Below are 19,774 nucleotides of genomic sequence, written 5' to 3' on the forward strand. Positions count from 1 at the left end.
CTCAGGATTCCGTGTTCAAGAGGCGGGCAAGACCGTCAGCGGTCAGTGAGAGGCCCAACGCCAAGAGGCAGATGGCGATGCCGGGGCAGATCGCAATCCACCAGGCTGATGTCAGGTAGGTCTGGCCGTCCGCGATCATGGCGCCCCATTCGGGTGTCGGGGGTTGTACGCCGAGGCCGAGAAAGCCCAATGACGATCCAAGCACGATGGCCAACACCGCATCGGTCATGACGAAGACGATCGATGGGACGATGGCATTTGGCAGGATGTGGAACAGCATGATGCGCGAATGGCCAAAACCCATGCCGCGCGCCGCCAGCACGAAATCGGCGCCGCGCAGCACCAGCGCCTGGCTCCGTACCAGTCGTGCATAGCTGACCCAGTTCACCAGGGTGAGCGAGATGAAGTAGCTCTTGAGGCCTGGCCCCAGCACGGCAACGATGGCGATGACCAGGACAAAATAGGGAAATGATACTGTGACCTCGAGGATGCGCATCAGCACCGCGTCGATCCTGCCGCCCAGATAGCCGGCGATGAGGCCGATGATCGTTCCCAGGATGATCGGCCCGACCACCCCGAAGAAGGCCATTGCGAGATCGTAGCGCGCGGCAAACAGTGTCCGCGCCAGGACATCGCGGCCGATGGCGTCGGTGCCAAACCAATGCTCGGCGCCGGGTGGTTTCAGTGCCTGCATCACATCGACCTTGATCGGGTCGAAACTGGTCAGCATCGGTGCCAGTATGGCCAGGATGACCCAGGTCAGGGTGATGGCGCCGCCAAGGACCAGGGTTGCCGGCAGGGTCCGAATTCGCGCCATGGCCAAGGGGCGGCTACCCCGCATCACATCGCTCACAATTTCACCCGTGGATCGAGAATAGCGGTCAGGATGTCGACGGCAAAATTGGAGATGACGACACCGACGGCGAGCAGCAGGGCCACTGCCTGGACAACGAACTGGTCGTGCGTGAGCACGCCGCGGATGAGCAGGTTGCCGAGCCCTGGAATGTTGAAAACATTTTCGACGACGACCGTGCCGCCGATCAGGAAGGCGACCACGACGCCCAGCAGATTGACTGTCGGCAATAGCGAATTCCAGAACACATGCCGGGAAAAGATGTAGCTCTCCGGCAGGCCCCTGGAACGGCAGGCGACCGCATAATCCTTGTCCATCTGCTGAATGAAGGTCGCGCGCAGATTGCGCGCGAGGATCGGCGTCACTCCGATGCCGATCGTCAGGGCCGGCAGGAACAGATGCCACAGATTGTTGGCAAAGGTCGGTCCGTATCCCGATACGGGGAAGATCTTCAGCCGCAGGCAGAAGCCCATGATCAGCAGCAGGCCGACAAAGTAGGACGGCACACCGACGCCCGCAACGCAGAGGAGACGGATGAGATGGTCGATCCACCGCCCGCGTTGCCGGGCAGCGGTGACAGCGAGTGCGAATGTCAACAGCAGCGAGATGACGAGCCCATAGAGGATCAGGAAAACCGTTGGCGCGATCCGCGCCACGATGACGCCGCTGACCGGGCCACGAAAGGCGATCGACTGACCGAAATCGCCACGCAGGCAATTCATCACATAATAGAAATACTGCACCGGGACGGGCTGATCGAGACCGTATCGTGCCCGCACGAATTCAATCGCTTCTTGGCTGGCCTTGGGGCCAAGCATGAGGCGAACCGGATCGCCGGGCGTCATTTGCAGCAGCAGGAAGGTGATCACGCTGATACCCAGCAGCACGGGGATCAACTGTATCGGCCGCCTGAGCACGAAGGAGAATCGATTCATGGTCGGAATCCTGGTGTCAAATCGATGCGAGGCGTGGACGAACTGCTTCATCCCGCCCCGCATCCTGTGCCGATCAATCCAGGCTGGTTCCGCCGATGGACGAGAACTGCAGGCCGACGTTCAGGATCAGTCCCTTGACGTTCGGAGCGTAGGCGTTGAGCCACGTCGGGTGATAGAGCGCCACCTGCGCCACTTCATCGACCACGGTCTTCTGGATCTGGGCATAGAGCTCGGCCCGTTTGGCATTATCGGCTTCGCCCGAAGCTTCATCGATCAGCTTGTTGACCGTCTCGTTGTTGTAGCGGGTGTAATAGGATTTGTTGTCGCCGGCGCCCCAGACGCACCAGCGCAAAGCGTTGTCGGGGTCTCGCGTCTCGTTGTACCACCAGTTCATTTCCGCCTGATATTCGCCGTCGGCGAGGCGGGTCCAGGCCTGCGTTGAATCGATCTTGGCGATGTTGACGGTGATGCCGACTTCCGCCAGTTGCGCCTGGATCAGCACGGCCGCCTTTTCCTCATCGGCACTGCCGGCATTCTGGATAAGTTCGAAACTGGCTCCGGTCTTGCCGGATTCGGCCAGCAGGGCCTTGGCCTTTTCGACGTCCCGGGCAATGACCGGCAGCGATTTGTCGAAGTAATCGAGCGCCGGGCTCATGATGGAACTGGCCGGTGCGCCGAGACCCAGCGTGACGGCGGCGTTGATCGCCGCCCGGTCGATGCCGTAGCTGACAGCCTGGCGGAATTTCAGGTCGTTGAAGGGTTCGGCCGAATGGTTGATCAGCATGTCATAGGTGGTGCTCGAAGCTTCGGGGTCGGCCCGGAAGCCGGCGGCCTTCAATTCGGCCATGCGCGGGGCTGGCACGCCGAGGCAGACATCGAGCTCGCCCGCCTGCAACATCGAGACCCTGGTGTTGTCGTCCGGGACATAGCGAAATTCGACGCCGTCGATCTTCGGCTCGCCTTCGCGGTAATAGTGCTCGTTACGGGCAAGGACCACGCGGTCGCCAGGCTTCAACTCGACGAATTTGAATGGCCCTGATGTGACCGGTGCCTTGGCGAAAGCGTCGTCTCCCATTTTCTCCACCGCTGCCTTCGGAACGATGCCGGTGTTCCAGATTTCGGTCAGCGTCAGGAAGGGCGTGAATTTGCGATCGAGCGTCATCACCACTGTCTTGGCATCTTTTGCCTCGATCTTGGTCAGCGGCTGGAACGGCGCTGCATAAGCTGAGTCCTTCTGGAAGCGCATGCGGTTCCAGCTGAATGCCACATCCTCGGCCGTAATCGGCGATCCATCGGAGAATTTGGCCTCGCGCAGGTGGAAGGTATAGGTCTTGCCGTCATCGGCGATGTCCCAGCTCTCGGCAAGGCCCGGGCCGACTTCGGTGCGATCGGCATTGGCATGCAGCAGGCGTGCATACATCATGCCCTGGATGAGGATATCGGCTCCATAGGTGGTCTTGATCGGGTCCAGGGTGAGAACCTCGGCCCCATAGGCCATACGCAGGACCTTGCTGCCGTCGGCATTGGCTCGAAGCCATGTCGCCGGCAATGTCGCGATGCTGAAGCCGGCAAGTGCCGCGCTCTTAAGGAATACTCTTCGGTCCATGACAGACTCCCATTTGCGTTGATGATGTTCCCGGGGCAATCCATGCTTGTTGGTTCAAGCAGTCCTTGTTGGTTCAATCAGTCTTGGTTAGTTCAGGCAGTGTTGGGTGATGTGGGTGGGTGGTTTGCGCCGCTGCCAGGCGTATTCGGCCTCGAGCACCGCACCCAGCCGCAGCAGCAGGTCGTCACGTCCGAATGCGGCGACAAACTGCACTCCGATCGGCAGGCCGTTCTGCGTCCAGCCGAGCGGCAGGGATATCGCCGGCGATCCGGTGCCGTTGAAGAGCGCGCTGAAAGTCTCCTTCGGCGCCAGATCCGCGAACACCGTATCGATGTCACTGCCAGGACGATCCGGGTTATGCGTGCCGAGCAGATCCGGCGAGATCGCGCAGGTCGGCGTCACCAGCACATCATGGATGGCCAGGAACTCACCAATGGTCCGCGTGATCTTGTCGTAAACAGCCAGAGCCGCGATCAAACTTGCTGCGTTTAGCGTGCGGCCATGGCGGTAGACGGCAAGTGTCGTCTGCTGCAGGTGCGCCTCATCGACCGGCCGCCGCAGCAGGCTCGCCAATTCGTCGAGCGACTGGGCCGTGGAGGCTGCCCAGATCACTTTCTGTGCCGCGAGATAGCGCTCATAGTCGAACGTGGGACCGGCCTCCACGACCTTGTGGCCCAGTTGCTCCAGCCTCTTGCCCACTTCGAGGACGGCCGCCTTCACTTCCGCGTCGAGCGGATAGCCCGACCAGGACGTCGTGCAAAGGGCAATGCGCAAAGCCTTGGGCGGCGCGGCGATCGCCTTGCTATAGCTGGTGGTTGGATGGGCGATCTCATAGCTGTCGCCGGGTACCGCGCCAGACCCCAGATCAAGCAAAGCCGCCGTGTCCCGGATCGAGCGTGTCAGCATGAATGAAGTGGCGAGACCCAGCATTGGTGCATTCGATTCCGGCGCGCCACTGATCCGGCCACGCGACGGCTTCAGGCCGACGACGCCGCAAAAGGCGGCAGGGGTGCGAATGGAGCCACCTCCGTCGCCACCTTGCGCAAAGGGAACGATGCCGGCGGCAACCGCGGCAGCCGCTCCGCCGCTGGATCCTGAAACGCCCCTGCTGGTATCCCAGGGGTTGCGCGTCGCGCCGTAGAGCGAGGATTCGGTTGCTGCCGCGATGCCGAATTCCGACGTGGTGGTGCGCCCGATATTGGCAAGGCCACCGGATCGCAATTTCACCCAGAAGGCGTCATCCCCGCCCGAGGTGAAGCCCTTGGCGAAAACGCTGCCGAATTCTCCCGGCCGGCCGGCTTCGATGGGGAAATCCTTTGTCAATGTCGGCATGCCGTGGAAAGGTGCCGGCCCGGGAACGTCGCCAAGGGCTTCGATCGCATCGGCATAGGTTTCGATCACCGCATTGAGCTGCGGATTGACCGCGGCGATCCCCGAAAGGATGCAGTCTCCAAGCTCGCGCGGGGTGACTTCCCGGTTGCGCAGGAGCTCGGCCAGACCAAGGCCGTCTTGGGCGGCGTATTCCGTGAGCTTCATGCGCCTGCCCTGACCGTCCACGAATCCAGCAACGGGTGATCGATCGTCATTCTTCGCCTTCTTCCTCTTTGATATGCCGCGCTACGCGTCGTGGTGGCTTGTGGAAGGTCCGCAGGATCCCGGCGATATCCTCCAGCTCATTCATCCTTGTCTCAGCCGATTTGCCGAGTTTCTCGGCGACGGAATGCGTCAGCAGGTTCAACACCGAGCTGATCGCGGCGGTCGAATCCCAGTACAGATCGACACGTGTCGACACTTCAAGCTTGAGATTTGTGTATTCAGATGCCCAATGACTGTATTTATCTGTAACGATGATCAGCGGAATCTTGCGACGTTTGATCTGGGCGCAGAGCCGAAAGGTCGTCGCGGCGTATTCCGCCGTGTCGATCAGGAGGACGCAGGAATTTTCGCCGCCGTCGGTGAGGATTTCCGAGAATGTGCCGCCCAAACCTTCGGCAAAGCGAACACCGCTACGCACCCAGCGCAGACGCGTCGCGAAATCGAGCCCCAATCCCTTTACGGCCTGGAAGCTCACGCAGTTCACGCGCTCGCAGGTGCTGAGCAGGTGGACGATTTCAGACCACATCTCGCCCTGGGCAAGGCCATAGGCGGCCGTCAAGGCCTGCTGCTCCATCTCCAGGCTGCGGGCCAACCGCTCCTGCTTCTCGCCGCCGATGCGAAAACGCAACTCAGCACTGTCAAGGCCCGGGCCCGTGACTTTCGGCGCGGAGCGCAGGCCACGCTTCATTTCCTTGAGGTCGGTATAGCCGAGACGCCGCACGAAACGAGTGACGCTTGCCTCGCTCACACCAGCGCCGGCGGCAATGGTGGCGCCAGTTTCAAAGGGGATGTCATGAATGTTGGCGAGCAGGTATCTCGCGATTGCTTGCTCGGTCCGGGCGAAATCCAGCCAACCCTCACGCAACCTGGCTTCAAGCGCACTGGCCACCTCGGTTTCGTCAGACACAGCCTTATTGCCAGGCGCCTTCGTCTTCATCGACCGCAACGTCCCATGAGAGATCTATTTCGGAGCAGGCCGGAAAAATGCCGCCCAAGGAAGCGCACTTCATTCCAGCTACGGACGCGACGCTAGCATGCGAAAACACGTTGTGAAAGATAAATTTTACAATTCAATATTCCGGTATTTTTATTTCACCGGCAGCCAACGCGCGGTGCTGGCACTGTCCCGGTGTTCGGATTCAGCCAAGCAGATCACCGGCACGACCATGGTCGATGAACCGCGGCTGGACGTCGTAGTAAGGCTCCGCGATGGATTCGCTGCAGCATTCTGGTGGCGGTGCTGACGGTCATCGTCTCGCTGGCGCTGGCGATACCCGCCGGCTATGCGCTGGCGCGGCTGAAACTGCCGCTGCGCGGCTTGATCCTGCTCGCCTTCCTCATCCCGCAAGCGTTTCCGAACCTGCCGGTCTATGTCAACATCGCACGCGTCTTCTACCAGATCGGCCTCAATGGACGATCACCGGTGTGGTTCTGGTGCATGCCGTGCATGGTCTCGTCTATGCGGTGTGGATCGCCACGGCGGCCTTTTCCGCCGTCGATGTCGAGCTCGAGCAGGCGGCGCGTTCGATCGGTGCCGGAGCGTTCCGCGCCTTTCGCGACCTGACCTTGCCGCTCGCCATGCCCGGTCTGATGGCCAGCGCCATCTTCGTCTTCCTGGAATCGCTCGACGAATTCACCGGCAGCTATTTCGTCGGCGCGCCGGATGTGAATATGCTGCCGCTGCTGCTTTATTCGGCGGGCGCCGGCGGCAATTATCAGATCGCCTCGATCACGGCACTGCTGCTGCTCATCCCGTCGATCGGCTTCATGCTGATCGTTGAGCGGTTCCTGAAGGCCGATGTGCTGTCGCGGGTTGGCCATTGAAGAGTATGAGCGTCAACCGATGACGGCGGACAAGAACTCGACCACGGGCGACAAGACCTCGGACAAGCTTCGCTCGGTCAGCGCGCTGCATGTCGCGCGCCAGGCGGGGGTGTCGCGCTCGGCGGTGTCGCGCGCCTTCACGCCGGGCGCCAGCGTCGCCACCGAAACGCGCGAAAAGATAATGCGCGCCGCCGAAGAACTCGGCTATCAGGTCAACGATCTGGCGCGTGGCCTGCTCGCCAACCAGAGCCGGCTGGTCGGCCTGGTGGTGACCAAGCCGGAGGTCGGCTTTCGCGCGCATCTTACAGCCGCACTCACCAAGGCGCTGATCCATCGCGGCAATGTTCCGGTCATGATCAACACCGGCCAGACCGAGCAGGAACTGATATCAGCCCAGAAGACGCTGCTTGGCCATCGCGCCGAGGCGACGATCATCCTTTCCGGCTCGCCGCCTTCGTCCTTCTTCGAACTCGCGCGGCGCAATGGCCAGCCGCTCGTCGTCATCGGCCGGTCCGAACCGGAGGCCGATCATATCCAGACCGACGGCAGTGCGGCAGCAAGGCTCGCGGCAGCGCTGTTCGTCGCGCGCGGTATGGTGAAGCTCGGCCTGGCGGGATCGCTGTCGGGTACACCCACCATCACCGAACGCGAGGATGCCTTCTGCGCCGAGGCCGCGCGTCTGGGCGCAGAAGTCGTGATCGCGCGGGGCAGGGATACGGATTATGCGGGCGGGTTGCAGGCGGGCAAGGCCCTGATTGATGGCCAGGACCGACCGCAGGCGATCTTCTGCGTCAACGATCTCGTTGCCTTTGGCGTCATGGACCATGCCCGTCAGGCGGGGCTCGACATCCCCGGCGATCTCTCCGTGATCGGCTTCGACGATATCCCGGAAGCCGGCTGGCTTGCCTACCAGTTGACCACCTTCCGCCAGGATCCGGAGACGATGGCCGCCAGGGCCGTCGCACTGCTCGACCTGCGCCAGCAACAACCGGATCTGGCGCCGATTCGAGAGCGCCTAAGTGTGCCGCTCGTTGTGCGCGGCAGTTTCGTTCCGCTGGACGCGGAACGACTCCCAAGCAGTTCCTCCTGACATCCTTAGCCACAGGTCGTTGCCCTATGAAAATCATCCAGCTCTCCGATCCGCATTTGATGACGCCGGGTGGCCTTCTCTACGGTTCCGATCCGCTGGCGAGGCTGGAGGCCTGCCTTGCCGACATCGGCAAGAACCACGCCGATGCCGATCTGGTTGTGATTTCAGGCGACCTGACCAATGACGGCGAACGTGTCGCTTATGCGGCGTTGCGGGAGAGGCTGGCGCAATTTGCTTTGCCCTGCCGGCTGATGCTCGGCAACCATGATGACCGGGCGCTTTTTCTCGAAATGTTCCCCCATGCCGCCACCGAGCGTGGGTTCGTGCAGAGCGTGTTCGACGGCAGTGAGGGTCGGCTGATCCTCCTCGACACGCTGGACAGCGGCCATGTCGAAGGCAGGCTGTGCCCGGCGCGACTCGAATGGCTGGACGAAAAGCTCGGGGAAGCGCGCGGCCGGGCCTTCCTGTTCATGCATCACCCGCCATTCCGAATCCATATGCCGGTGCTCGACGAGGTAAGGCTCGCCGATGCAGACGCCTTCCATGACGTCCTGTCGCGCCACGGCAATGTCCACCACATCTTCGCAGGCCACGTCCATCGGCTGATCGCCGGCAGCTGGCGCGGCATACCGGTCAGCACGCTGCGCAGCACCAACCATCAGAGCGCGCTCGATTTCTCGCAGAGCTGGAGCCTGGGCCACGAACCGCCCGCCTATGCCGTGATCTTCTTCGATGCGGATGGGGTGATCGTCCATTTTCACGATTTTCCGGTGGCGCCGGTGTCGGATCGAGTTCCGTAGAGCTCTTCATTCCGAGAATGAGTTCGACGGTCGTGACGAGGGACCGTCGCGACCGGCCGAGCCAGCCCCGGCTACGATGCATCTCCCGTACGCCGAAGATCATATCCCGGCGATGGTCTGCCCGCGCGCGCGTCGTCCTGTGCGATTGGTGTGCTTCACTGTGCTTTTTGGGCGCATACGGAGTCTCCCCGAAACGGTGCCAAAAAGCACGCGATTTTGGACATTAGTCTTGACAGAAATACAGATGTTCAATACCCGTCAAGCGAATGAACAAGCCTGCACTATGGGAGGAATAAGCGGTATGGCGTCCAATGTTTCGCTGACGGGCCTTGCCCGCGATCTCGAGGAACGCGGCAAGTCGGGCAAGCCTATCCGCATCGGCCTCATCGGCTCCGGCGAGATGGGAACCGATATCGTCACCCGCGTTGCCCATATGTCCGGCATCGAGATCGGCGCGATTTCCGAACTGAACCTGCCAGCCGCCAGCAAGGCGGTGGATATCGCCTTCCAGGAAACCGGCCATGCGCGCGAAGTGTCGAACGCCTCGGCGATGACCGCTGCCATGGAAGCCGGCAAGATCGCGGTCACCAACGACGCCAATCTGGTCATCAACAATGACCTCATCGACGTCGTCATCGACGCCACCGGCGTTCCCGCCGTCGGCGCCGAGATCGGTTTGCGCGCCATGGAGCATGGCAAGCACCTGGTGATGATGAATGTCGAGGCCGACGTCACCATCGGGGCCTATCTGAAGAGCGAAGCAGACAGGCTCGGCGTCACCTATTCGCTGGGCGCCGGCGACGAGCCGTCCTCATGCATGGAGCTGATCGAGTTCGTCTCGGCGATGGGCCATCCGATCGTCGCCGCCGGCAAGGGCAAGAACAATCCGCTCAACATCGATGCCACGCCGCCCGCCTATGAGGAAGAGGCGAAGCGCCGGCACATGAATGTGCGCATGCTGGTCGAATTCGTCGACGGCTCCAAGACCATGGTCGAGATGGCGGCGATCGCCAACGCCACCGGGCTGGTGCCCGACAAGGCGGGCATGCACGGCCCGGCCGCGACGCTCGGCGAACTCTCGAAAGTCCTGGTGCCGCAGAAGGATGGCGGCGTGCTGTCCAGGGTCGGCGTCGTCGACTATTCCATAGGCAAGGGCGTGGCGCCCGGCGTCTTCGTTGTCGCCGACATGTCGCATCCGCGCATTTCGGAGCGCATGGAAGATCTGAAGATGGGCAAGGGCCCGTACTTCACCTTCCATCGTCCCTATCATCTGACGTCGCTCGAAGTGCCGCTGACCTGCGCCCGTGTCGTCCTCTACGGCAAGGCCGACATGGTGCCGCTGGCGAAGCCCGTGGCCGAAGTCGCCGCAGTCGCCAAGAAGGACATGCAGCCCGGCGAGAAGCTCGATGCGATCGGCGAATATTGCTACCGCGCCTGGATCATGACGGCACCGGAAGCGCATGCCGCCAAGGCCATTCCCTGCGGCCTGCTGCAGGGCGGTTCGGTGACGGCGCCGATCAAGAAGGGCGAGCTCATCACCTATGCGAATGCGGCGCCGGCTCCGGGCTCCAAGATCGCCGAACTGCGTGCCCGCCAGGACAAACTCGTCTACGGAACCGTGGGAGCCTGATCATGGCCACAGCCAGCAAAGCGGTCGCCGACAGTCGCGCCAACTTGCCTTTCGTCTATCGCCAGTACAGCGCCGAGCAGCTCAAGCAGGTGCTCTACAAGATGTACCTCATCCGCCGCTTCGAAGAGGGCGCGGAGGACAGCTACACGCGCGGCCTCATCCACGGCACCATGCATTTGTCGATCGGCCAGGAAGCCAGCGCCATGGGCATCTGCATGCCGCTTGGCGAGGATGACCAGATCACCTCGACGCATCGCGGCCATGGCCACTGCATCGCCAAGGGAGCCGAGGTCAAACGCATGTTCGCCGAGTTCTTCGGCAAGACCACCGGCTACTGCAAGGGCCGTGGCGGTTCGATGCACATTGCCGATGTCGCCAAGGGCAATCTCGGCGCCAATGGCATTGTCGGCGGCGGCATTCCGATCGCGGTCGGTGCGGCTTTGTCGTCCAAGATGATGAAGACTGGCAAGGTCGTGGTGTCCTTCTTCGGTGACGGCGCCAACAATGAGGGCGCCTTCCACGAAGCGCTCAACATGGCGGCGGTCTGGAAGCTGCCGGTCATCTTCGTCTGCGAGAACAATGGCTACGGCATGTCGACGTCGACCGCCCGCTCGACCGCGGTCAAGAACATCGCCGACCGCGCCGCCGCCTATTCGATGCCCGGCGTGATCGTCAACGGCAACATTTTTTCGGAGGTCGCCGAGGCGTCCTACAAGGCTGTCGAGCGTGCCCGCGCTGGCGAGGGGCCGACGCTGATCGAATCCAAGACCTACCGCCATCGCGGCCACTCCAAGAGCGACCGCAACCGCTATCGCACCAAGGAAGAGATCGAGGACTGGATGTCGAACCGCGATCCGATCACGCTGTTCGAAAGCGAATTGCGGGAATTCGGCTTCATCGACGACAAGGGCATCGAGGCCATCCGTGACGCGGTGGCGCAGGAGATCGCCAACGGCATCGAGTTCGCCAAGGCGAGCCCGTCGCCTGACGTCAGCGAGACCGGAAATTACGTGTATACGGAGCAGGCGTGATGGATGCGATGGTGCGTGAACTGAGCTACGCCCAGGCGATCCAGGAAGCCATGGCGATTGCCATGGAGATGGACGAACGCGTCTTCCTGATGGGGGAGGACATCGGCGTCTATGGCGGCGCCTTTCAGGTGACCGGCGACCTGGTCGAGCGCTTCGGCACGGAACGGGTCATCGATACGCCGATTTCGGAACTGGGTGGCGCAGGCGTCGCGGTGGGTGCGGCCCTCACCGGCATGCGGCCGATCTTCGAATTCCAGTTTTCCGATTTCGCCACGCTCGCCATGGAGCAGATCGTCAATCAGGCGGCCAAGATGCGCTTCATGCTGGGCGGCGAGGTTTCGGTTCCTGTGGTGATGCGCTTTCCCGCCGGCTCCGGCACGGGTGCCGCCGCGCAGCACAGCCAGAGCCTGGAAGCCTGGCTCGGCCATGTGCCGGGGCTGAAGGTCATCCAGCCGGCGACGCCCTATGATGCCAAGGGCATGCTTTTGGCGGCGGTCGCCGACCCCGATCCGGTGATGATCTTCGAGCACAAGCTGCTCTACAAGGCGAAAGGTCCGGTGCCCGAGGGCTATTACACGGTGCCGATCGGCAAGGCCGACATCCGCCGCGAGGGCCGTGACCTCACCATCGTTGCCACCTCGATCATGGTGCAGAAGGCGCTCGACGCGGCGGCCGTGCTGGAAGCCGAGGGCATCGACGTCGAAGTGGTGGATCTTCGGACCATCCGGCCGATGGACAAGCAGACCGTCATCGACAGTGTCAAGAAGACATCGCGGCTGATGTGCGTCTACGAAGCGGTCAAGACGCTGGGCATCGGCGCCGAGGTCAGCGCCATGATCGCCGAGAGCGAGGCGTTCGACTATCTCGACGCGCCGATCGTGCGGCTGGGCGGCGCCGAGACGCCGATCCCCTACAATCCGGAGCTGGAAAAGGCCACCGTGCCTCAAGTTCCCGACATCATCACCGCCGCGCGCGACCTCGTGAAAGGGGTTCGCTGAGCGATGCCGACCGAAGTCATTCTACCCAAGGTCGACATGGACATGGCGACCGGACAGATCTCGCGCTGGTTCGCCGAGGAAGGCGCGACCGTCAAGAAGGGCGATGTGCTGTTCGAGATCGAGACCGACAAGGCGGCGATGGAAATCGACGCGCCGGCCAGTGGCGTGCTGCGCGATGTGACCGGTAGGGAAGGCGTCGATATTCCGGTCGGCGCGCCTGTAGCGTGGATTTATGCGGATGGCGAGGTCTATGGGACTGATGCCGCCGAGGCGAAGCAGGACAAAGCGCCAATCTCCCCACCCGTGGGGGAGATGTCGGCGAAGCCGACAGAGGGGGGCGCTGTCCCGCCAACGTTGCATTCTGTCGCGCCCCCCTCTGCCCTGCCGGGCATCTTCCCCACAGGAGGGGAGATCGGCCAATCGCCGTCGGGCGCACGTGCAACACCGCTTGCTCGACGTCTGGCCCGTGAGGCGGGCCTTGCTCTCGCCAGCATCGCGGGCACCGGCCCGCGCGGCCGCGTAGTCAAGGCGGATATCGAGGCGGCGGTTGCCGGCGGCGCAAAGGTTGCACCCGAAGCCAAGATCATGCCCGCCATAACGCCGGCCGCTACCGCCCCGGCGCCAAAGGCGATGTCGGACGATCAGGTGCTGAAGCTGTTCGAGCAAGGCTCCTACGATCTCGTCCCGCACGACAATATGCGCAAGACCATTGCGCGGCGGCTGGTCGAGGCCAAGACCAGCATCCCGCATTTTTACCTGACGCTCGACTGCGAGCTCGATGCGCTGCTGGCGCTGCGTTCACAGCTCAATGCGGCAGCGCCGACGAAGAAGACCGACAAGGGTGATGCGCCCGCCTACAAGCTGTCGGTCAACGACATGGTGATCAAGGCGATGGCGATGGCCCTGAAGGCGGTGCCGGATGCCAATGCCTCGTGGACCGAAAGCGCCATGGTCAAGCACAAGCATGCCGATGTTGGTGTTGCCGTGGCGATCCCCGGCGGCCTGATCACGCCGATCATTCGGCATGCGGACGAAAAGACGCTGTCCACCATTTCCAACGAGATGAAGGATCTGGCCAGCCGCGCCCGCAGCCGCAAGCTGAAGCCGGAAGAGTATCAGGGCGGCACCACAGCGGTGTCGAACCTCGGCATGTTTGGGATCAAGGACTTTGCCGCTGTCATCAACCCGCCGCATGCAACCATCCTGGCGGTGGGTGCCGGTGAGGAGCGGGCCGTGGTCAAGAACGGCGAGATCAAGATAGCCACCGTGATGTCGGTGACACTGTCGACCGATCACCGTGCCGTTGACGGAGCGCTGGGTGCCGAACTGCTGGTCGCCTTCAAGCGACTAATCGAAAACCCGATGGGCATGCTGGTCTAGAAGATGAGCCCGTCGGGGCGGTTGTCAGGCTCGTGGAGCGTCAGTTCTGCGGGCCTGTATTGTTATGCGTGAGAGCATTTTGCGCTAGGCTGTTGCCTGATCGGAGCAGGCATGCGCACTGTCATCCACCAGTCATATGCGCCGTGCAGGGAGGGAGACGGGAACCGGCCATGACGCCGGACCGCTCATGCATGGACAAGACAGGAGGTCTCATGAAGACGCACTTCATCAAGCTGCTGGCCAGCCAGCTGGCGCTCGCGGCAACTTTGTTTGCCGGCGTGGCAAACGCCGAAACACTGACTCTCTACACATCGCAGCCGGAGGCCGACGCGGCCAAAACCGTGGACGCCTTCAAGAAGGCGCAGCCCGGCATCGACGTGACCATCTATCGTTCCGGAACCAGCGACATCCTTACCAAGATGGCGGCCGAGTTCGCCGCCGGCAGCCCGCAGCCCGACGTGCTGCTGATCGCCGATGCGGTCTCGATGGAGCTGTTGAAGAAGGACGACCGGCTGCTGCCTTATGCCGAGGCAAAGCTCGACGGCATCGAGGCTGATGCCTATGACGCCGATAAGACCTATTTCGGCAGCAAGCTGATCACCACCGGCATCGTCTACAACACGGCGGCGGCCGAAAAGCCGCAGCATTGGGCCGATCTCGCCAAGCCCGCTTACGCCGATGGCCTGGTCATGCCGAGCCCGCTCTATTCGGGGGCCGCCGCCTACCTGCTTTCAGGCTTCGCCGGCGATACCAATTATGGCTGGGATTTCTTCCAGAAGCTGAAGACCAACAACACCGTCAGCGTGCGCGGCAATGGCGCGGTGCTGAAGTCGGTGGCATCAGGCGAGAAGCCCTATGGCATCCTGGTCGACTTCATGGCGATGAACGCCAAAAAGAAGGGTTCGCCGGTCGAGTTCGTGTTCCCTAGCGAAGGCGTGCCGGCGGTGACCGAGCCGGTCGCCATCATGAAGACCGCCAAGAATGTCGACGGCGCCAAGAAGTTCGTCGACTTCATTCTGTCCGATGAAGGCCAGAAGCTGGCGCTGTCCATGGGCTATCTGCCGGCCCGTGCTTCGGTCGGCCGCCCCGACTGGCTGCCGGAAGGCGTCAAGGTCAAGGTAATGCCGTTCGACACCAAGGCAATCGTCGCCAAGACCGATGCCGACAAGGCGAAATTCCAGGAACTGTTCGGCGGCTGAGCCGACACTATGGCGGGATGCCGGTGAGACGGCATCCGGATCTCAGGACACGCAATCATGGCAACACGCATCAAGGAAAGTCGGGGCCAGGAAATGGCCCTGACGGCGGCGGTGGCCGTCTTCATCGTGCTGCTTTCGCTGCTGCCCATGCTACGCCTGGTCAAGGAGATCGTGGCACCCGGCGGCACCTTGTCGACCGTGGCCATTGCGGCCGGATTGCGCAGCCCGGCTACCTGGATCGCCACCTGGCATACGCTGGTGGTCGGCATCGGCGGCACCTTGCTTGCCGTGCTATCGGGGACCCTGGTGGCGGTCCTGGTCTCGCTGACCGACATACGCGGCCGCAGCGCTCTCATGCTCTGCTACGTCATGCCCTTAATGATCGCGCCTCAGGTGACGGCGCTGGCCTGGCTGCAATTGTTCGGTCCGGCCAGTCCATTCCTCAAACTGTTTGGAGCGGCTCCGCCGCTTGGCACGAAAAACCCGCTCTACTCGACCTCGGGCATCATCCTGCTGCTCGGCGTGCAATACGGCCCGCTGGTCTTCCTGCTGGTGCGGGCCGGCCTGCGCAAGCTGCCGCGCGAACTGGTCGAGGCCGCGCGGGCCGGCGGCGCCGGCTGGTTCACCGTGCTGGTCACCATCATTCTGCCTTTGATGACGCCGTCGATCATGGCGGCCGCGGCACTGGCCTTCGTCTCCTGCGTCGGCAATTTCGGCATTCCCGCCTTCCTCGGCATTCCCGCCAACTATCTCGTCCTGCCGACGCTGATCTACCAGCGGCTCGCTGGCGGTGGTCCGGCGATGCTCGGCGAGGCGGCGTTTCTTTCGGTGCTGATCGGCGTCATTGCCATGGCCGGTATCCTTGCCCAGGAACTCCTGAGCCGCCGTCGCGACTATCGCATCAGTTCGACATCGTTGGCGGCCGAACCCTACGAGCTTGGCCGCTGGCGGGTGGTTGTGCAAGCCGGCATGTGGCTGCTCATCGCGCTGGTGCTGTTCCTGCCGCTGTTCGGTCTGGTGCTGACATCACTGGTGCCCGGCTACGGCATCGCGCTCAACGCCAAGACGGCGACGCTCGACAATTACCGCTTCGTGCTGTTCGAGCATGACGCCGCCAAGCGCGCCTTCTTCAACAGTTTCTGGCTGTCGATCGCTGCCGCCTTCTTCGCGGTCATTGTCGCCGTGCCGGTCGGCTACCTCATCGCCTGGGGCAAGCCGCGCTGGGTGCGGCTGCTCAATTTGTCGGTCGAACTGCCCTATGCGTTGCCCGGTGTGGTGCTGGCGATCGCCTCGCTGCTGCTCTTCCTGCGGCCGATCCCGCTGACCGGCATCCAACTCTACAACACGGTCTGGATCATTCTCTACGCCTATCTCGCCCGCTTCCTGGTGCTGGCGCTGCGGCCAACCATCAGCGGCTATCACCAGATCGACCGGGCGCTGGAGGAGGCGGCACAGGTGGCGGGCGCCGGGCTGTTCACGCGCATGCGCACCATCATCTTCCCGCTCGTCGCGCCGGCTGCGATCGCCGGCGGCCTTTTGATCTTCATGACGGCGCTCAGCGAGCTCACCGTCTCGGCACTGCTGTGGTCCTCGGGTTCCGAGACGATCGGGGTGGTGATGTTTTCCTTCGAACAAGGCGGCGATTCCAACTATGCGGCGGCGATGTCGGTCATGACGGTCGCGGTCACCTTCGTACTGATGCTGGTGACCAATCTGCTTGCCCCTCATCTTCCGAGCGGAGTTCTGCCATGGCGCGACTGAGCCTGGACAACGTCACCAAGAGCTTCGCCGATTTCGACGCGGTGAAGGATGTGTCGATCGACGTCGCCGACGGCGAGTTCCTGGCCGTGCTCGGACCTTCCGGCTGCGGCAAGACGACGTTGCTACGCCTCGTCGCAGGCTTCGAGAAAGTGACTTCGGGAGAGATCCGCATCGGCAGCGATGTCGTGTCGAACAGCGGCGGCAATGTCGCGCCGGAAAAGCGGCGCGTCGGCATCGTCTTCCAGAACTATGCGCTGTGGCCGCACATGACGGTTGCGGAAAATATCGGCTATTCGCTGAAGGTGGCAAAGCTCGACAAGGCTGTCGCACGCCAGAAGGTCGAAGACGCGCTGGCCTTGGTCAATCTGCAGGGGCTGGGCGAGCGCAGGCCCGCCAATCTTTCCGGCGGCCAGCGCCAGCGTGTGGCATTGGCGCGGTGCCTGGTCGCCGCACCCTCGCTGGTGCTGTTCGACGAGCCGCTTGCCAATCTGGACGTGCATCTCAGGGCCTCGATGGAGGATGAATTCGCTGCCTTCCACAAGCGCACCGGCACCACCATCGTCTACATCACCCACGATCAGGCCGAGGCAATGGCGCTGGCCGACCGCATCGCGGTGATGGACCATGGCCGCCTGGCGCAACTGGCGACGCCGCGCGAACTCTATCATGAGCCGGCAAATGAAATGGTGGCATCCTTCATCTCGCAAGGCATCTTGCTGCCAGCTGATGTTTTGACGGGCGAAGAGGGCGGTCGTTGCAAAGTCCGTGTTCTCGGAACCGAACTGGTGGTCCGCTGCCGCCCCGGCGAAAGGCCGCGCGCCGGCGCGAAGATCTGCTGCCGGTCGGCGGATCTCGACGTATCGCCGGATGGTCCGGGCTTCGATGGCCTGGTCAAGCGGGTGATTTACCAGGGGGGTGCCGCGCGCATCGAATTCACGCCATCGGCAGGCCCCGATCTCACCTTGCATTTCGAACAGCCCGACCCGGTCTTGCTGGAGAGCGGAGCGCAAGCGCGGCTGCGGATAAGGTCCGGCTGGCTGATCCCGGCGGCAGGGACGGCATCGTGATGATGCTGGACCTGCTTGGCGGCTTTGGCGAAAAGGGCCGCACCAGCCTCACTGTCAACAGCGGCAACGACCGCATCCTGCTCGATGTCGGCATCAAGGCTGGCGCCTCCGGAGCGGAATACTATCCCGCCCTCGATAGGCCCATCGGCGACATCAACGCACTCTTTGTCTCGCACGCCCATGAGGATCATGTCGGCGCGCTGAGCTGGCTGTTGTCGCGCGGCTATGTCGGCCCGATCTTCATGACGGCCGAGACCCGCGACGAGGCGCCCGCCACGCTTGCCGCCTATGCCGATCCCGGTGATCTCAGCCGATTTCCTCTGCCGGTCAATCGCATCGAGATTTTTGAACCCGGCGACACGATTGAGATCGGCAATCTGACAGTCAGGACCGGACGGTCTGGGCATGTCGTGGGCGGCGTCTGGTTCGCCGTCGATGACGGGAAAAGTCGCGCGGTCTATACGGCCGATGTCGTGCCGGACAGCAATGTGTTCGTCATGGACACGATCCCGCACTGCGATCTTCTGGTCTTCGACGCGTCCTACGGCGCCGATCCGGTACCGGGAGCGGCGCGGGCGCGAGAAATTTCGCAATGGGTGGCGCGGCATCCGCAGGGATGTCTCCTGCCGACGCCGCTGTCTGGACGGTCTCTGGAATTGATCGCGGCTCTTCCGGGGTCATGCGCCATCCATACCGGCATGCGTTCGTCGCTGGAAGCGCAGATCGGCGCCTCGGCAGCCTTGTTACCCGGTGTTTCGGACCTCCTGCGTGCCCGCCTGGCGGGTGCTGCCGACTGGACCGATGCCGATCCCCTGCCGTCGCTGCCGCTGCTGGCCGATGACGGCATGGGCGAGGCCGGTCCGTCGTCCAGGCTGTTGCCCCGTGCCGACGATGCCGGTTTTCCTGTGCTGCTCACCGGGCATCTGCCGGCGGGTTCTCCGGGCGATCTCCTGCACAGAGCCGGTCGGGCGGACTGGGTGCGCATGCCGACCCATCCGACGCTGTCGGGTAGTGTCGACATCTGGGAGAAGGCAGGACGGCCTGAGGCGATCGGCCATTCCTGCACCACCGATCTTCTCAAAGACCTCAAAAGCCACATCCCGTCGCTGCGCACGCAATGCCGTATCGGCCAGCGCATCGCGGTGCCGCAAGGAAGCAAATCGTGAGAATCCTGATCTGCAACGACGACGGCATCGAAGCACCCGGGCTTGCCCGTCTCGTTAACGCGGTCACGGACCTGAGCGACGATGTCTGGGTGGTTGCACCCGATGGCAAGCGCACGACCGCCGGTTCGTCGCTGACGATCGCCAGACCTTTGACGATGCTGCGCGTCAGGCCGAACTGGTATTCCTGTTCCGGCACTCCGGCCGATTGCGTGGTGAGTGCGATGACCTGGCTGTTCGAGAATGAACCGAAACCTGACCTCGTCTTGGCGGGCGTCAATGACGGCCGCAACGTTGCCGAGGACCTGGCCTATTCCGGTACGCTCGGCATTGCCCGGGAAGCAACTTTCTGGGGCGTGCCGGCGATCGGTTTTTCGCGGGTGAAAAATCCGGATTTCACCGATGTTGACGACCAATGGCTGGGAGCCCTGATCGCCTCATTGTGGCATGCGCGCGGGGGCTGGGCGACAGAGGGCCATTGGCTCAGCGTCAACCTGCCGGCCGCACTGCCGGCTGAAATCCTCCAGCCGCGCATCGGCCGCGACAAGATCGGCCGCAAGGCCGAGACTGTGGAAAGCGATGGCGAGCGCACGGTCATCATGGTTCCGCGCGGGCGCGCTCATGCCAGCGAGCCGGGCGACGAGAACGAGGCGATCGATGCCGGTTACGTCGGCATCAACCGGCTGAACTGGTTTGGCGAAACGCGGCTGGATGAGCGGCTTCTAGGCGGGATTCAGCGGCAAAGCTAGCTGATCTCAGGTCTGGATTGTCGAGCCGCTTCAACCGGGCCAGCATCTTGGTGACGCGCGGTCCACGACCGCAGATCACCAAGCTGTCAGCG

At 62.9% G+C, this 19,774-nt stretch carries 16 protein-coding genes and 1 pseudogene; 12 read left to right on the forward strand and 5 right to left on the reverse strand.

From position 1 onward, the window contains the following. Window position 1: 1 nt before the first annotated feature. The 5 genes from EB235_RS08630 to EB235_RS08650 all read right to left on the reverse strand — a co-directional run bounded on the left by EB235_RS08630 (window position 2) and on the right by EB235_RS08650 (window position 5,927). Entirely contained in the window at window positions 2-817 is an 816-nt protein-coding gene (locus tag EB235_RS08630; RefSeq protein ID WP_245268847.1) for an ABC transporter permease, read from the reverse strand. A 32-nt stretch (window positions 818-849) separates the two neighbouring features. Beyond that, complete coding sequence (locus tag EB235_RS08635; RefSeq protein WP_027031385.1) at window positions 850-1,788, reverse strand: ABC transporter permease; 939 nt, start codon at window positions 1,786-1,788, stop codon at window positions 850-852. Between the two features lie 73 nt (window positions 1,789-1,861). Further along, complete coding sequence (locus EB235_RS08640; protein WP_051429694.1) at window positions 1,862-3,394, reverse strand: ABC transporter substrate-binding protein; 1,533 nt, start codon at window positions 3,392-3,394, stop codon at window positions 1,862-1,864. Window positions 3,395-3,481: 87 nt separating this feature from the next. Continuing rightward, window positions 3,482-4,930 (reverse strand): amidase, encoded by a 1,449-nt coding sequence (locus tag EB235_RS08645; protein WP_027031384.1) that lies wholly within the window; start codon window positions 4,928-4,930, stop codon window positions 3,482-3,484. 46 nt (window positions 4,931-4,976) lie between these two features. After that, a complete protein-coding gene (locus EB235_RS08650; protein ID WP_051429693.1) occupies window positions 4,977-5,927 on the reverse strand; it encodes a MurR/RpiR family transcriptional regulator in 951 nt (316 codons plus the stop codon). Window positions 5,928-6,212: 285 nt separating this feature from the next. Between EB235_RS08650 and EB235_RS08655 the strand changes: the two are divergent. The 12 genes and pseudogenes from EB235_RS08655 to EB235_RS08710 all read left to right on the forward strand — a co-directional run. Continuing rightward, window positions 6,213-6,814 (forward strand): annotated as a pseudogene (locus tag EB235_RS08655) (ABC transporter permease); the annotation flags it as partial. A 19-nt stretch (window positions 6,815-6,833) separates the two neighbouring features. Further along, entirely contained in the window at window positions 6,834-7,904 is a 1,071-nt protein-coding gene (locus EB235_RS08660) for a LacI family DNA-binding transcriptional regulator (protein WP_051429692.1), read from the forward strand. Between the two features lie 26 nt (window positions 7,905-7,930). After that, entirely contained in the window at window positions 7,931-8,704 is a 774-nt protein-coding gene (locus tag EB235_RS08665) for a phosphodiesterase (protein ID WP_027031383.1), read from the forward strand. A gap of 301 nt (window positions 8,705-9,005) precedes the next feature. Then, window positions 9,006-10,334 carry an NAD(P)H-dependent oxidoreductase gene (locus tag EB235_RS08670; RefSeq protein ID WP_027031382.1) on the forward strand — a complete coding sequence of 443 codons (1,329 nt, stop codon included), beginning with the start codon at window positions 9,006-9,008 and terminating at the stop codon, window positions 10,332-10,334. A 2-nt stretch (window positions 10,335-10,336) separates the two neighbouring features. Further along, window positions 10,337-11,365, forward strand: a complete 1,029-nt coding sequence (locus EB235_RS08675) for a thiamine pyrophosphate-dependent dehydrogenase E1 component subunit alpha (protein ID WP_027031381.1) — start codon at window positions 10,337-10,339, stop codon at window positions 11,363-11,365. Further along, window positions 11,365-12,363, forward strand: a complete 999-nt coding sequence (locus tag EB235_RS08680) for an alpha-ketoacid dehydrogenase subunit beta (protein WP_027031380.1) — start codon at window positions 11,365-11,367, stop codon at window positions 12,361-12,363. Before EB235_RS08675 ends, EB235_RS08680 begins: the two co-directional genes overlap by 1 nt. Before the next feature lie 3 nt (window positions 12,364-12,366). Next, window positions 12,367-13,743 carry a pyruvate dehydrogenase complex dihydrolipoamide acetyltransferase gene (locus tag EB235_RS08685; RefSeq protein ID WP_027031379.1) on the forward strand — a complete coding sequence of 459 codons (1,377 nt, stop codon included), beginning with the start codon at window positions 12,367-12,369 and terminating at the stop codon, window positions 13,741-13,743. A gap of 212 nt (window positions 13,744-13,955) precedes the next feature. Next, window positions 13,956-14,942, forward strand: a complete 987-nt coding sequence (locus EB235_RS08690) for an ABC transporter substrate-binding protein (RefSeq protein ID WP_027031378.1) — start codon at window positions 13,956-13,958, stop codon at window positions 14,940-14,942. A 57-nt stretch (window positions 14,943-14,999) separates the two neighbouring features. After that, on the forward strand, window positions 15,000-16,703 hold the full coding sequence (locus EB235_RS08695; protein WP_027031377.1) for an ABC transporter permease: 1,704 nt from the start codon (window positions 15,000-15,002) through the stop codon (window positions 16,701-16,703). Beyond that, window positions 16,691-17,770, forward strand: a complete 1,080-nt coding sequence (locus EB235_RS08700; RefSeq protein ID WP_027031376.1) for an ABC transporter ATP-binding protein — start codon at window positions 16,691-16,693, stop codon at window positions 17,768-17,770. The genes EB235_RS08695 and EB235_RS08700 overlap by 13 nt, the downstream gene beginning before the upstream one ends. Continuing rightward, window positions 17,770-18,936 (forward strand): MBL fold metallo-hydrolase, encoded by a 1,167-nt coding sequence (locus EB235_RS08705; protein ID WP_027031375.1) that lies wholly within the window; start codon window positions 17,770-17,772, stop codon window positions 18,934-18,936. The genes EB235_RS08700 and EB235_RS08705 overlap by 1 nt, the downstream gene beginning before the upstream one ends. Continuing rightward, window positions 18,933-19,682, forward strand: a complete 750-nt coding sequence (locus EB235_RS08710) for a 5'/3'-nucleotidase SurE (RefSeq protein WP_027031374.1) — start codon at window positions 18,933-18,935, stop codon at window positions 19,680-19,682. The genes EB235_RS08705 and EB235_RS08710 overlap by 4 nt, the downstream gene beginning before the upstream one ends. Window positions 19,683-19,774: the final 92 nt, after the last annotated feature.

This window comes from Mesorhizobium loti R88b (assembly GCF_013170845.1).
GTDB lineage: Bacteria > Pseudomonadota > Alphaproteobacteria > Rhizobiales > Rhizobiaceae > Mesorhizobium > Mesorhizobium loti_B.

Excerpts from the sequence above, each read along its gene's own strand:
- EB235_RS08630 (WP_245268847.1), bottom strand. The coding sequence starts at position 817 with ATGGCGCGAATTCGGACCCTGCCGGCAACCCTGGTCCTTGGCGGCGCC.
- EB235_RS08635 (WP_027031385.1), bottom strand. The coding sequence starts at position 1,788 with ATGAATCGATTCTCCTTCGTGCTCAGGCGGCCGATACAGTTGATCCCC.
- EB235_RS08640 (WP_051429694.1), bottom strand. The coding sequence starts at position 3,394 with ATGGACCGAAGAGTATTCCTTAAGAGCGCGGCACTTGCCGGCTTCAGC.
- EB235_RS08645 (WP_027031384.1), bottom strand. The coding sequence starts at position 4,930 with ATGAAGCTCACGGAATACGCCGCCCAAGACGGCCTTGGTCTGGCCGAG.
- EB235_RS08650 (WP_051429693.1), bottom strand. The coding sequence starts at position 5,927 with ATGAAGACGAAGGCGCCTGGCAATAAGGCTGTGTCTGACGAAACCGAG.
- EB235_RS08660 (WP_051429692.1), top strand. The coding sequence starts at position 6,834 with ATGACGGCGGACAAGAACTCGACCACGGGCGACAAGACCTCGGACAAG.
- EB235_RS08665 (WP_027031383.1), top strand. The coding sequence starts at position 7,931 with ATGAAAATCATCCAGCTCTCCGATCCGCATTTGATGACGCCGGGTGGC.
- EB235_RS08670 (WP_027031382.1), top strand. The coding sequence starts at position 9,006 with ATGGCGTCCAATGTTTCGCTGACGGGCCTTGCCCGCGATCTCGAGGAA.
- EB235_RS08675 (WP_027031381.1), top strand. The coding sequence starts at position 10,337 with ATGGCCACAGCCAGCAAAGCGGTCGCCGACAGTCGCGCCAACTTGCCT.
- EB235_RS08680 (WP_027031380.1), top strand. The coding sequence starts at position 11,365 with ATGGATGCGATGGTGCGTGAACTGAGCTACGCCCAGGCGATCCAGGAA.
- EB235_RS08685 (WP_027031379.1), top strand. The coding sequence starts at position 12,367 with ATGCCGACCGAAGTCATTCTACCCAAGGTCGACATGGACATGGCGACC.
- EB235_RS08690 (WP_027031378.1), top strand. The coding sequence starts at position 13,956 with ATGAAGACGCACTTCATCAAGCTGCTGGCCAGCCAGCTGGCGCTCGCG.
- EB235_RS08695 (WP_027031377.1), top strand. The coding sequence starts at position 15,000 with ATGGCAACACGCATCAAGGAAAGTCGGGGCCAGGAAATGGCCCTGACG.
- EB235_RS08700 (WP_027031376.1), top strand. The coding sequence starts at position 16,691 with ATGGCGCGACTGAGCCTGGACAACGTCACCAAGAGCTTCGCCGATTTC.
- EB235_RS08705 (WP_027031375.1), top strand. The coding sequence starts at position 17,770 with ATGATGCTGGACCTGCTTGGCGGCTTTGGCGAAAAGGGCCGCACCAGC.